This window comes from Flavobacterium sp. CLA17 (assembly GCF_013112255.2).
GTDB classification, from domain to species: domain Bacteria; phylum Bacteroidota; class Bacteroidia; order Flavobacteriales; family Flavobacteriaceae; genus Flavobacterium; species Flavobacterium circumlabens.
The window spans coordinates 3,280,015-3,293,940 of the sequence record NZ_CP068294.1; the positions used below are offsets into that span (position 1 = coordinate 3,280,015).

The 13,926-nt window shown below is 34.0% G+C and carries 10 protein-coding genes; 7 read left to right on the forward strand and 3 right to left on the reverse strand.

The genetic code is table 11. The features are described from left to right. Positions 1–17: 17 nt before the first annotated feature. A complete protein-coding gene (locus HAV12_RS13415; protein ID WP_171570099.1) occupies positions 18–1,325 on the reverse strand; it encodes an epoxide hydrolase family protein in 1,308 nt (435 codons plus the stop codon). 609 nt (positions 1,326–1,934) lie between these two features. On the opposite strand from HAV12_RS13415, the gene HAV12_RS13420 reads away from it, so the two are divergent. Then, positions 1,935–2,657, forward strand: a complete 723-nt coding sequence (locus HAV12_RS13420; RefSeq protein ID WP_171570100.1) for a hypothetical protein — start codon at positions 1,935–1,937, stop codon at positions 2,655–2,657. A gap of 459 nt (positions 2,658–3,116) precedes the next feature. Here HAV12_RS13420 and HAV12_RS13425 read toward each other — a convergent pair whose 3' ends face one another. Further along, positions 3,117–5,129 carry a M13 family metallopeptidase gene (locus HAV12_RS13425; RefSeq protein ID WP_171570101.1) on the reverse strand — a complete coding sequence of 671 codons (2,013 nt, stop codon included), beginning with the start codon at positions 5,127–5,129 and terminating at the stop codon, positions 3,117–3,119. Between the two features lie 514 nt (positions 5,130–5,643). Between HAV12_RS13425 and HAV12_RS13430 the strand changes: the two genes are divergently transcribed. The 3 genes from HAV12_RS13430 to HAV12_RS13440 all read left to right on the forward strand — a co-directional run bounded on the left by HAV12_RS13430 (position 5,644) and on the right by HAV12_RS13440 (position 8,788). Next, entirely contained in the window at positions 5,644–6,933 is a 1,290-nt protein-coding gene (locus tag HAV12_RS13430) for a hypothetical protein (RefSeq protein WP_171570102.1), read from the forward strand. A 267-nt stretch (positions 6,934–7,200) separates the two neighbouring features. Continuing rightward, on the forward strand, positions 7,201–7,596 hold the full coding sequence (locus HAV12_RS13435; RefSeq protein WP_171570103.1) for a helix-turn-helix domain-containing protein: 396 nt from the start codon (positions 7,201–7,203) through the stop codon (positions 7,594–7,596). 178 nt (positions 7,597–7,774) lie between these two features. After that, positions 7,775–8,788: an NAD(P)-dependent alcohol dehydrogenase gene (locus HAV12_RS13440; protein WP_171570104.1), complete on the forward strand. Its 1,014-nt coding sequence runs from the start codon at positions 7,775–7,777 to the stop codon at positions 8,786–8,788. Between the two features lie 219 nt (positions 8,789–9,007). On the opposite strand, the gene HAV12_RS13445 is transcribed toward HAV12_RS13440, so the two are convergent. Continuing rightward, on the reverse strand, positions 9,008–9,568 hold the full coding sequence (locus HAV12_RS13445; RefSeq protein ID WP_171570105.1) for a hypothetical protein: 561 nt from the start codon (positions 9,566–9,568) through the stop codon (positions 9,008–9,010). Positions 9,569–9,749: 181 nt separating this feature from the next. Here HAV12_RS13445 and HAV12_RS13450 point away from each other — a divergent pair, with 181 nt between their 5' ends. From HAV12_RS13450 to HAV12_RS13460, 3 genes are all read left to right on the forward strand, one after another. Further along, positions 9,750–10,154, forward strand: coding sequence for a helix-turn-helix transcriptional regulator (locus HAV12_RS13450; RefSeq protein ID WP_171570106.1), 405 nt, complete (start codon positions 9,750–9,752; stop codon positions 10,152–10,154). 390 nt (positions 10,155–10,544) lie between these two features. Continuing rightward, positions 10,545–11,549 (forward strand): ComEC/Rec2 family competence protein, encoded by a 1,005-nt coding sequence (locus HAV12_RS13455; protein WP_171570107.1) that lies wholly within the window; start codon positions 10,545–10,547, stop codon positions 11,547–11,549. Further along, positions 11,533–13,926 carry an RNA-directed DNA polymerase gene (locus tag HAV12_RS13460; protein ID WP_171570108.1) on the forward strand — a complete coding sequence of 798 codons (2,394 nt, stop codon included), beginning with the start codon at positions 11,533–11,535 and terminating at the stop codon, positions 13,924–13,926. The genes HAV12_RS13455 and HAV12_RS13460 overlap by 17 nt, the downstream gene beginning before the upstream one ends.

The window sequence follows — 13,926 nt, forward strand, 5'->3', positions numbered from 1 at the left end:
AGAGCTGCTTACCCTAATTATCGCAGTGATTTAAATGCAGCGCGCAATTCCTGTGTAAATAATTCCGGTTGCTCCCATGCTGCAAAATGCCCTCCTCTATCCACTTCATGGAAATAAATCAGATTTTTAAAAGCACGATGTGCCCATGATTCCGAAGATGTAAATACATCATCAGGAAATACGGTAATAGCAACCGGTAATTTGATTTGATCGGTTTTCATTGCACCTGCATTAATATTGTCTTTATTTCTGTTTTCCCAGTAAATTCGTGCCGAAGAAGTCCCGGAATTGGTTAACCAATAAAGTGTAATATCATCCAGTACCTCATCTTTTGTCGGAGATTGTTCCGGATCAGTTCCGTAAGACCAATTTGAAAAACCAGGGTGCAAAAGAAGCCATGCAGCAAGACCAACCGGAGAGTCGTTCAATCCGTAACCAATCGCTTGTGGACGTGCAGTCATTGTCGCCTTATAGGTAAAATATCCTCCTTTGTTCAATTTAATGCGGTAATCGAAAGCGGCTTTTTCCTGAGCAGAAAATTCCTCTGGTGCTATTCCGCTTCCAATTGCTTTTACTCCTTCTGCAGGTAATGTTGCAGGAAAGTTGCTGTGAATACCCAATAATCCTTCAGATCCCTGCAAAGCCATTGAGTTAACAACTCCAGCCCCCCAATCTCCACCTTGAGCTACATAATGTTTATATCCCAGACGATTAACTAATACCGTCCAAGCTTTCCCTATTCGGTCAATATCCCATCCGGCCTCGGTTGGTTTTCCTGAAAAACCAAAACCTGGTAGTGAAGGTATAATAACATCAAAAGCATCCTCTGCTTTTCCACCATACGCCACTGGATCAGTTAGTGGACCAATGACTTTTATAAATTCAAATACTGAACCCGGCCATCCATGTGTTAAAATAAGCGGCATAGCATTAGGTTCTTTAGAACGAACGTGGATGAAGTGAATATCGACTCCGTCTATCTTTGTTAGAAATTGTGGGTAAGAATTTAGCTTAGCCTCTGCTTTTCTCCAGTCATAATTGGTACTCCAATATTGCGCCAAACCTTTCAATTTTGCAAGTTGTACTCCTTGCGACTGGTCCAAAACGGTTTCTTTTTCCGGCCATTTTGTTGCCAGCACACGCTTGCGAAGATCCTTTAATGTAACATCAGATACAGCAACAGTATATGGACGTATTAATTCTGATGGTTTCACATTAGCTGTAATCGCGTTTTGGGCAAATCCGCTGCCAGCCGCAAGCAAAATAAATACCCCGGACACTATTGTTGAATGAAGGTCACTTTTAATCATTTTTAATGTTTTCATTTTTATGTGGTTGTAAATTATGAGACAAAAGTATTTCGCGATCTGACTTTGGGAAAGCACTAAATCGGGAAACAGACTAAAAAGTAGTTGAAACCGGCATTTCGAATGTTGAATGTTGATAGACCATCCCACAATCGAAATACACTCTTTTAATCAATACATTACTGGTATTATGTATTTCTTTTTATAAAAAGAAAAGGGGCATGCATGGACTATTCCATTTGAAATTGGAAATGATAAATCAACTAAATATTAATTAGAAGATCACATCTTTATAAGTAGGGCAAATTCTTATATAGGCAAAACAATGAAGATAAGTCCGGCATTTAAATTTTCAAGTTTGGGGATGTCCATTTGAATGTCAAATTTGACCGCTTGAACTATTTAAAAGCTTAAAAAAAGGAACATAGTCACACCTTTGTATCAAAATTACCAACATCACAATTTAAAAACAAATAAAATGAAAGTAAAAAAAATGGAAATCGAAAGCGCACATAGTCGCATCGATTGGATTGGAAGAAAGTAACGGGAGCAAGTACATAAAGATTAAAGTAACAACTTTCTATTCAACAGTATAATTAAACAATATCAATTAAAAATTACAACAAAATGAACGATTTATTAGAGTTTACAATCAATGCTCATGGAGGCATTAAAACATGGAACAAATTTGAAACCATCAGTGCAAAACTTATCACTGGTGGAGTATTATTTCCAATGAAGCAGCAAGCAGGCATTCTTGATGATATCTATGTTACTTCCAATACAAAAAAAGAATTCACAACGCACTATCCTTTTATAGAGAAAGACTGGCATACTTCTTTTGATCCAGGACGTATTGCCATAGAAAATCATAAAGGGGAAATAATTGAGGAACTGTTTAACCCTGGAGAATCATTTATAGGGCATGAGAGAGAAACACCATGGTCAAAATTGCAACTTGCCTATTTCGCAGGATATGCAATGTGGACCTATCTCAATGCACCTTTCATTTTTACAAACTCAAATTATAAAGTCAAAGAACTGGAGCCATGGGAAGAAAATGGAGAAATATTCAGAAGGTTACAAGTCGAATTTCCGCCTGAGATAGCCACCCATAATCAAATCCAAACCTTTTATATTAACAACGAAGGACTTATAGCAAGACACGACTACAATGCCGAGATTTTAGGAAATTCTTCAGCTGCCCATTATCTATCAGATTATATAGAAGTTCAAGGCATTAAGATTGCTACCAAAAGAAAAGTATATATTAGACTGGAAGATAATACACCGCTCTTACCTGCGCCTCTTTTAGTTTCAATTAGCTTAAGTGAAATAAATTTAAAGTAAAAAGTTAAGTTCCTAAATTACAGAATGTGCTTAAAAAAAAATAATTATCTTACAAATTCACTTAAAATTAAGCCATTTCTTTAAATCTTGGAGAAAATAGTTTAAAATTTGTACCGCAGAGGTCACCACAGCCAAAAGGCGCCAATTGAAGACAATTGGCGCCTTTTTTTTATATACCCTATTAAATAAGTAAGTTTGCTGATTTTTGCTTTTATTTTCTTTTTTTAGAATCACACTAAAATAAAGAAGCAAACTGCAAAAGAATACGTATTTACATGAAAAATAAGACCAATTTAAAATTTAGTGTGTAATAACCTAACAGGATTCGGCTAAAACGTAAAAAGTCGGGAGACTTTTATCAGGTTTATAATTTCTAAAGAACAAAAAAACTGCGCAAAGTCAGTCCCGAAGGCTTTCGGGATTGCGCAGCTTTTCATGGTCACATTTCGAAAAGCGAAATTACCAAATTGTTATCCTGTCTTTCTTAGGCAAAAACATTTTATCTCCAGCTTGTATATTAAATGCTTCGTAAAAAGGTGTCGTATTCATTAGAGGACCATTAACACGCCAATTTGGAGGAGAATGCGGATTATTGTTAATCCACAAACGCAGGAACTCGTCTTTCATTTTCACTCTCCATATTTTGGCTATAGAAATAAAAAAGCGTTGGTCCGGAGTAAAACCGCCAATTTTTGTATTGCCTTGTCCTTGCTGGGTCATTTTAAAAGCATCATAAGCAACTGCTATTCCGGCAATATCTGCCGTATTTTCGCCTACTGTCATTGCGCCATTAATGTGCAGATCGCCTAAAACGGTGTAGGTACTGTACAAATTGATCACCTGTTGTATTCTTGACTTAAACTTGGCATAATCCTCTTTGGTCCACCAGTTTTTTAAGTTGCCATCCTTGTCATACTGAGCCCCCTGATCATCAAAAGTATGGGTTATTTCGTGGCCTATAACCATTCCGATACCTCCATAGTTCAGTGAATCATCGGCATTATTATCAAAATATGGGGGTTGTAAAATACCTGCAGGAAAAACAATTTCGTTTGCAGTAGGATTATTATATGCCGTAACTGTTGGAACTGTTGTATACCATTCTGATTTATCGACTGGTTTGCCCAATTTTGCCAATTGAAATTGATAGGCTGCTGTAGCGGCCGATACCATATTCTCAAAATAGGTATTCCTGGCAATATGTACCTTGCTATAGTCTTTCCATTTATCCGGATATCCTATTTTCTTAGTCATGGCTGCCAATTTTTCTTTCGCTTTTTGTTTCGTACTTTGACTCATCCATTCCAATTGGTCAATTCTTGTGGCATACGCTTTTTGCAGATTATTCACGAGGGTTAACATCCGTTTTTTGGCATCTTCAGAAAAATATTTCTTTACATACAATTCACCCAACGCCTCGCCTAAATAATTGTCAACGACATTAGCCATTTTTTCGCCACGTGATTTTTGAACAGCCTGACCGGAAAGCACTTTAGTATACTCAAATAAGGCATCGCCAAAAGGTTTACTTAAATCATCTGCATATCTTTCTATAGAATTTGCTTTGAGGTAAATTTTCCAATTAGTAATGGGAATGGTTTTTAAAAGCTTATTCAGGGCATCATAATAGGCAGTCTGGCCTGTATTAATAGAATCGGTTGGAGCACCTAACTTATTTAAAAAAGTAGTCCAGCCTATGTTGGGATGTCTTTTAGCAAGATCCGACACAGCCATTTTATTATAATTGACCTGTACATCCCGAAGTTCAACTTTTGTTTTATGCGAAACGGCGAGTTGTCTGTCAATATCGTAAACCACATTAGCATTCTTTTTAGCCTCTATGGCATTGCTGCCTGTTTGTTGAAATAAGGTAGTAAGGTATTTTTTGTACGCTTCCTGTATAGCAACCGTTGATGAATCTGATTTGAAATAATAGTCCCTGTCAGGCAAACCAAGACCTGTTTGATAAATTTGGGCAATATTCATACTGCTGTTTTTTTCATCGGGTGATACTCCAAAAGCTATAATAGAAGAATTGTTCACTTTTACTTCATTCACTACAAAGTTCATTAAGGACGGTAAATCGCTAATGGCTTCAATTTTGGAAAGCAGTGGTTTAATAGGTGCATAACCGCGTTTATCAATGGTTACCGTATCCATACCGGATGCATAAAAGTCGCCTACCTTTTGTGCTATACTCCCTGCTGAATTCGTACTTTGCGAAAGACTGTCCAATATTCCCTGCAGGCGCATTCGTTGCGGGTAATTCATAAACATATAGGCACCAACTCCGGCCTGAGATGCAGGTATTGATACAGAATCATACCATTTGCCATTTACATATTTAAAAAAATCATCACCAGGCCGCAATGTGGAATCTATGCCAGTGATAGCAATATTTTTTTTCTCCTGATGTTTTGAACAGGCTGTAAAAGCTAAGAATGCGATGAAGAGTACTAATGAGTTTTTCATAATCTAAATGATTTCGATACAAATGAACTTAAAAACGTTTGAAAGCAGGTATTTTAAAATCTATATCCCTGGCAAATTAATTTTAGCAGAGCAATATACGAATTCGGTTTTCAATTCTAAAGTTTTTGTTATAGTTACCACTAATAAAAGTTCGAATTATAAGCCGTTATTTAGTACCGTAAAAGCGAGATATTAATGTCGAGAGCAGGGACTTATTACACTCCGCATCCTTAAGCTGGCAGGTTTTCAGGACCCGCACTTATTACAAGTTGAAAGTAATTAGTAGCTGCACTGTTAAGTTTTGTCTTTCTGATGTTAAATAAGAGTAAATCCACTGCGGACTCTAACTTGTTTATCTATATTTGTAACAGACATCAGGGCAATTTGTGCTATCCTTTTTTTAATTGATATAATTTTTGAGATTTATTGTCGAAGATTGAAAAAAATGTTGTTAATTTATATACTTTGTTTTCTGGATGTCTAGAGACCATATAATACCTAATAGCCCCAAACTATGAAAAAAATTACTCTAATGATTTGCCTGTTGCTTACAGCTGCCGGCGCAAGTGCACAGCAGGAAAAAGGAATTATAGGATACAGCAACTGGCTGGATAACTGGACAGAATTTAAGCCTCAAAAGTCCGATTCCAAAGATGCCAATCAAATTTTAGCCGGAAATATTACTGAAAACACAAAACTGCTGAAAAGAAATGTATATATCCTTCAGGGAAATGTATATGTAACCAATAATGCAGTGCTCACTATTGAGCCTGGTACCGTAATTATTGGAGACGCTGTTTCAAAAGGTACCCTTGTCATCACAAAAGGAGCCCAAATTATGGCAGCAGGAATGGAAACAGACCCTATTATCTTTACCTCAAACCAAAGCATGAAAAAAGCTGGCGATTGGGGAGGCGTAGTAATTCTTGGTGATGCTCCAATAAATAAATTCGGCAGTGCCGGTTCTTACAGTATGGATCTTGATCCTGCCCTTACCGTATATGGAGGGAACAACCCCGCTTCAAATTCAGGAGTATTAAAATATGTACGAATTGAATTTGCCGGTAAAAAAGTAAAAGGAATGGATTCTTTTAATGGATTGACTATTGCAGGAGTGGGTAATAAAACCATTTTAGAGAATATCATGGTAAGTTACTCCGGAGGTGATTCATTTGCTTTCTACGGAGGTGATGTAAACACAGCTCAATTAGTATCCTACAAATCTATTAATGATGATTTTAAATTTACACAGGGAATCCAATGCCGATTATTTAATTCATTGGCGGTGAGATCGTCTTACTTATCGAGCAACAAAGATGGATCGAGATGTCTGGAAGTAAAAACCTATGAAAAGAAAAACGAAACTGACTTTACCAAAAAAGCCACATTCGTTAGTGCTTCCAACATGACCATGCTAAACGACAGCGAAAATATTACAGCAGACATTCAGGCAGGTTTGGTTAAAGAAGCTGTTTATGTTGGTGAAAGTGCCTCTTTGGAATTAAAAAGAAGTGTAGTTTCAGGTTTTAATCCTGCGGTGCTTATAGACAGCAAAACTGAAATCAATGAGGGTAATCTTAAAAAAATCAAATTTGAAGAGATGTTCTTTAATCAATGCAGCGGCAATATCTTTAAAGAAAACAATGCTGACAATACAGATTTAGAAAACTGGTACGGTAACAGCATCTTCTTTAATGTGTATTCCCACACAGAGAACAAAGAAACTTTTGTAGACGTGTTTAATGCAAAAAGACCGGATTACAGACTTCAATTAGGAAAAATTACGGCCTCAAGCGGTAAATAGATCCCGGGTATTTCGCATAAAAATTAATAAAAAAGGAAACAGAATAAACTTCTGTTTCCTTTTTTTATGTAGCATTCTTTTTAAAATCGGTTCTGCTGTGTGAATGGAAAACAAGGTATTTTCAAAAACTGAACTATCAATGTAAGGCCTAAAAGTAATTGATTTATTCAGTCGCTTTTTTGGGATCTCAACATTTAGTTTATATTTTTAGCCTCTTTAATCATTACCCGGACAGCAGAAATTTTGACTGCTATTAACTAAATAAATATGAGCAAAAAGAAACTGAACTCCACTAATACTTTAAATGAATATTATCTTGATGAAAGATGTACGCTAAACAAGGTGCTTCGTATAGTGGGAAAGAGATGGGTATCGGAAATTTTAGTACTGGTAAAACTAGACGTTTCAAGGTTTTCTAATTTAAAAGAATCTTTAAACGGTATTTCAGACAATGTACTTTCTAATGTTTTAAATGAATTGGTAACAGCCCAATTGATTGAGAAAGAAATTTTCAATGAAGTGCCTCTTCGGGTGGAATATCGGATTACGGATAGCGGACTTTCGTTGGTTAAAGTACTACACGAACTCTGTGACTGGGGTAAAGAAAATATTCCTTATGAAATTCGTATTCAGCCCACTTCTTACACTAAAAAAGTGAAATAGCCATCCGGAAAGACTGTACTGGTACATACTCCTTAATTTATGAGTAACTCACAATGGGACCACGTCTCATTAACTGCTATAATTAAGTAATACATTTGTACTGTCATTGGGCCACCTGGTCTTAATTTACTAAAAAAAAGAGTCATAGAGCTGGTCTTTCCCCAATGCCTTTAGTACTATGAAAGCATATCAAATATCTGAAAATTATAGCATCGAAACTTTAAAACAGGTTGAGAAAAGCTATAATAAGCTGTTGCCAAACGAAATTTTAGTCCAAATCAAAGCGGTGTCTTTAAATTACAGGGATTTACTTGTTATTAAAGGTATTGATAAATGGAAACCTCCGGTGGGCAGGATACCTGTTTCTGATGGTGTAGGAATTGTGGTTGAAATTGGAAATCAGGTAACCGAAGTAGCCTTAAAGGATCGTGTTGCGGGTCTCTTTTTTCCCAATTGGATGAATGGAAATTTATCTGCTGAGAAATTATTAAATTCCCTTGGCGGAAGTTACAGTGACGGAATGTTACAGGAATTTGTGGTTTTAAAAGAGAATGCAGTAATTAAAATTCCTGATTATCTTTCCAATGAAGAAGCCGCTACGCTGCCCTGCGCTGCCATAACGGCCTGGCATGGCTTAATGGAAAAAGGAAATGTAAAAGCCGGCGACAGCGTATTGATACAGGGAACTGGCGGAGTATCTTTATTTTCAATGCAGTTTGCATTAGCTGCAGGCGCAGAAGTCATTTTATTATCCGGAAGCGATGCTAAGCTAGAACGTGCTAAAAAAATGGGTGTAAACCATTTAATCAATTATAAAAGTGTACCGCAATGGGAAAATGAAGTCCTGAAAATTACCAACGGACTTGGTGCAAAACACATCGTGGAAGTGGTAGGCAGTGACCATATTAACAAATCTCTAGCAGCAGTTGCGCTAGACGGAACCATTTCTGTAATAGGAATAATGGACGGACTTACCGGAAATATCAATACGGCACAACTAATGAGTAAACAAGTCAAATTACAGGGAATTAACGTTGGCTCAAAAGAGATGTTTTCAAGAATGAATGAAACCCTCGAAGCAAAAAAAATTCATCCCATTATAGATTCGGCTTTTTTATTTCAGGACACAATTGATGCTTTTAAAAGACTTGAAAGCGGGTCACATTTTGGAAAATTGGTGATTACTTTTTAATTTGAATGAGTAAATAAAATTTCAAAGTATCCTGTTTTTCTATTTTCAGGATTAAGGACGATCAATTTGTTAAGCTTTAAATCCTCCATATAATGATGTGAAATAGGTCTTTTACGGGTCACAAAATTAAAATCCCATTCGCCGCGGCGAATGGGATTTTTTTATGGTTTTTTACTACTTTATTTACTGTCCTATTTTAAAGTTGGCAACCCGAATATTTTATGCCGTTACAGGCCCCATCTGATCCCTTTTCCTGATTTTCTCCACTCCCCTTTCTCTGATGAGTTCCGCGGCATCGAGCATTTTAATGACATGTATATAACATATCGTCAGGTCAGCGTCAGCATCTTCGGCTTGCGGAGACAAGGACAGGCGGACGATTTCCCGTAGAAAAAATTCAAATTCTTCAGCCGTTTTTTCATCAAATGCTTTTTGAAATACCCTAAAAGGATTCTCGTATTCTTCCTTCGTCAGGGAATAAAGCTGCGATACGGTTTCAGAAGGTAAAGACGCTTTCACTTTCCATTTTTTGCTTTTTTCCTTCAGACAATAACAGGCTTTCAGAAAAGAACTCACCACCGTATAAAAGACAAAAACACTGGCGGGATTGTCCTGTTCGTACACTTTGCTGGTACCGCTGTACCGTAACGCTTCATTTAACTGCTGTTTGTAATCATCAAGATCGGCAAAGTCAAAAAAGGCATCCAGGACCTTAAAGGGATTTTCTGCCGTAAACCCAGCCCAAAAGCGGGTGTCGAACGCTGTTTTATTTTTTTTCATGGTAAAGAGATTTAAAATTCACCAACGAAGTTCCGTTCTTTCCAAAGGATAATCTATTCAGAATACCGCTATAATATTCTGACAAAAAAGCTATTTTATGGGATAATTTTTTATCTTTGAAATTCAGGATTTTAATCGAAATGGGGTTATCTTTGAGCCTCTAGAAAAATGGATACGCATTATGGAACAGAAAATACATCAGGGAAGAAACGTAAAACGCTTCAGGGAAATGCTGGGCATCAAACAAGAAGCCTTGGCTTTTGATCTCGGAAACGACTGGAATCAGAAAAAAATCTCGATGCTGGAGCAAAAAGAGGTTATTGAAAACGATATACTCGATCAAATATCACAGGCCTTAAAAATTCCTGTGGAAGCGTTTCAGAATTTTGATGAGGAGCAAGCGGTAAATTTTATTTCTAATCATTTCGACAACGGTGCAGTTGGTTATCAAAAGTATGATAGTTGTTCATTTAATCCAATTGATAAAATTGTTCAATTGTATGATGAAAAAATTGCGTTGTACGAGCGTCTGTTGAAGGAAAAGGATGAAATGATGGTAAGGATTGAAAAATTGATTAATAGGTAATTATTTTAAAAATATATTAATTGTATAAAGAGACTTTTGAAGTCTCTTTTTTTGTTTTTAGTGCTAATTCTTTCGCTTTAGTCTAATCTTTATAAATATTATTTTCAAAGCAAGTATATCTTGCCATGTTCCTTCAATAGTCAAGATGTCCGCTTTTTAAACAATTTCCTTTCTGGCTACTTTTACCTCTGAACTCGTTGGTGGAGAAATTAAAAAAATAATATAAATAAAAATTAGTTGGAGATAAGTTTAGAAAAAAAAATTAACAACAAATAATCTAATTTGAAATTCACATTAAATTCCCTACATTTCAAAAACCAAAACTAACAAAAAAACTATGAGTAAAATAAGAAAAATATTGATATTAATATTACATAAAAATCAATTTCGATGGAAATAAAATTTTTAAAAGCAGGAAACGGCGATGCAATTTTAATTCACCATAATAACAAAAACATTCTCATTGATGGAGGTAATGATAGTCGACATCTTCTTGGACAAATAAATCTAATTCATGAAAATAAAGAAATTATAGATTTACTTATAATTACTCATCATGATGATGATCACATAAAAGGAATAATAGATTTATTAAAACTTGTAAATGAAGGAGAATATGGAGACAAAAATAAATTTATAAAACAAGTTATCTTTAATTCCCCAAGATTATATTTAGGAAAAATTCAACCTTTAAAGGACAGATTACTTTCTTATAAACAAGCTCATGAGACAGAAGAGCTTCTTCTTTCAATTAATCCAATTTGGAAAACTATTACGGATGAAAGTGAACCTATAATCCTTGACGGACTAAAGATTGACTTTTTATCACCTACAGTTGAAGACATAAAAGAGTACAGTGAAAACAAGGGAGCATATTTATCAAGTGATTACAAATGTGATTGGAATTCTTCAATGCATATTCTTGACAAATATATTGATGATAAAAGTCAAGACACCTCAATATTTAATAAAAGTAGTGTCGTTGTTAAATTAGAATGTAACAATAAAAAGGTTTTATTAACAGGAGATGTTACACCAGCAAGATTCGAAAAGATTCTCGAAAAATTAGTTAATGATAATCAGGGAAATCCTATTGCATTTGACTTTATAAAACTACCACATCACGGAAGTTATAGAAGTATTAACAAGAAGATCATAGAAAGTATTTTGTGTAAAAATTATATCATAAGTACAAATAGCAAAAAATATTTTCTTCCAAATAAAAGAGCACTTTTAAAAATCCTAAAATTTTCAAAGCGCGAAAAAAGTGAAAAAATAAACTTCATGTTCAACTATAGTGAAGCATTGTTAAATTTAAATATTACAGACAAAGAATTAAAAGATTATAATTTTACTTTAACATCAAACAACAAGCAATATGGCATTACTATATGATAAGCTGAAAAGTTGCGGGGTAAAAATTAGCACAACAGTGAGTGGGGTTCCTAATTTTGGATCAGGAATTATTTATGTGACTCCAAACTATTGTAATTATAACTATATTCTAACTGCAAAGCATATTTTTCAAGAAGATTCTCATACACCTTTTGACAAAAATAAACTCTTTAATATTGAAATTCTATACTCCGAGACAGGAAAATTTAAAAAACTCGCAAGTATTAAAAAATCAGAGTTATCTGAGCGATTAATTATTTTTGAGGAAGATTTTACCATTATTATCATTGACAAAAATACAGATTTAAGTTTTCGTCAAATTTTAGTATCTGACGAAGTAGATAACGAAGATGAGGATTTTTTTTCATGGGCTACATTTTCAGCCAATCCAAACGAGCTTCACCATTTTATTTTAAAAAGAAATGATATTGCGATGAAAAGATTTCAAATCCCAGGCAATTTAAACCATTCGCAAATGCACGGAATTTCTGGAGCTGGGGTTTTCCATTCTAATAAAAGTGTTCTATTTGGAATTATTTACCAATATCCAAATGATGAATTTCAAAATGAAACCATTGATTGTGTACCAATAACATTTTCAGATATTAATGGTAAATTAAGATCACTAAATAAAGTCCAACTTGACACACATTCTTCGAATTATAAAAAAGAAATTGACCAGGAAGTTGTATATATACATCAAGCATTAATAAATGATGTTTCTTTAGATTTAGAACTAGCAAGAAAAAGATTAAAAACTGACATTGAGGATGATTGGTTTCATGATCCTTTAAAATATATTGACTTATTAAATAAAGAATACTTATTCAAACAATTTGAAAATTATTTTGGTAATAAAAATTACAAAGCTTTATTAGCAGAAAAATTCTATGTTCCCAAGAAACAATTTACTCTTAGACAAGCTTTAATCTCTCCTTTCAGAGATCGGATTATATATATGGCTGCAGTAGGTGTTTTAGCTGAAAAACTAGATAAGGCAATGATATCTAATGTATACTCTGCTAGATACAATTATTTTTCAGAAAATCAACTGATAATAAATGGAGTTGAACAATGGAAAAAAATGAAATACAAATTAAGCGAATGTGCAAATGCGACAGACTCTCAAAAAAATCATTTATATGGATGTGTAATTGAAATTGATCTTTTGAACTTCTATGATAATATTAATAAAGATTTATTGCATGAAAAGATTAAAAGAGTTTGTGAAACTCCAAATGAAATAGAAGCTTCAAAACTTTTACATAGTATAATTCAAAGTTTTTCGAAAAAAGATTTAGGGCTGCCACAGAATAGTGATGCATCATCTCTATTAGCATCATTTTATCTTAATCAAGTTGATCGTTTTATGCAACATAATGCTTTTGCATATTTTAGATTTATGGATGATATTAGAATTTTTTGTGAGGACAAATACGAAGCGCGTAAAATTCTACAAATATTTGAGTTTGAATTAAGACGTTGTCATTTATCTGTAAATTCTCAAAAAACTAAAATATGTTCATTTGTTGATGAAATTAAGTTGGAAACAGATGACACTATTCTTAGAAGTCATTATAATAATTCCTTTGATTTAGAGCTAAATAAAATATCTAGATTACGTAAATCAGATAATTATTTATATCTGAATGATGCTTTTCATTTAAGCATAAATTTATTAAAAGAGAATCTTACTGAGGAAGACACTAATAGTTCGGAAGACTCAGCAAGAAGACTTAATTACGCTTTAAATACAATTGCTGTTTTAGCTAAAAAAAACATAAATCTTTACACTCAAGATTCAAAATTTGAAAGGCAAATTGAAATTGCAATAAAAAATTTAAAAGATAAACCATGGATTACTACGCAAGTTTGTAAAGTACTTAATCTTATTCCAACAGAAATTATAAAAAAAGAGTTTTTGACTCTTATTAAAATGATAGTTCTTGATGAACGCTATAATACATATTCATTTCAAACTTATCAACTTTGGCTTCTTCTTGCAAAACATAAATGTGATCTAACCGATTTGAAAAAATTTGCAGTCAAGCAAATTGAAAAGAACGATCAAACTAACGAAGCGGTTATTGGGGCAATGATTATATATATGTGTTCGGTAGATAATGGATACAGAAGGGTCATTTTACGAAAATTTGAGGAAGGATTCACAAATGGTTATTTTCAAAAAAGATTAGCTCTCATTTCTTTAAGATCATTTCCAACAAATATAATTGATAAAAAACATATGAGCGAAACACTTGAAAATGCGCATGAATTTACAAATAAGTATAAAGATAAAGATTTAGTTTTTGTTCAGGGCTTTGATGAAGATGAAGAAGATTTTGAACATTCGTTTGAACAATTATATTCTATATAG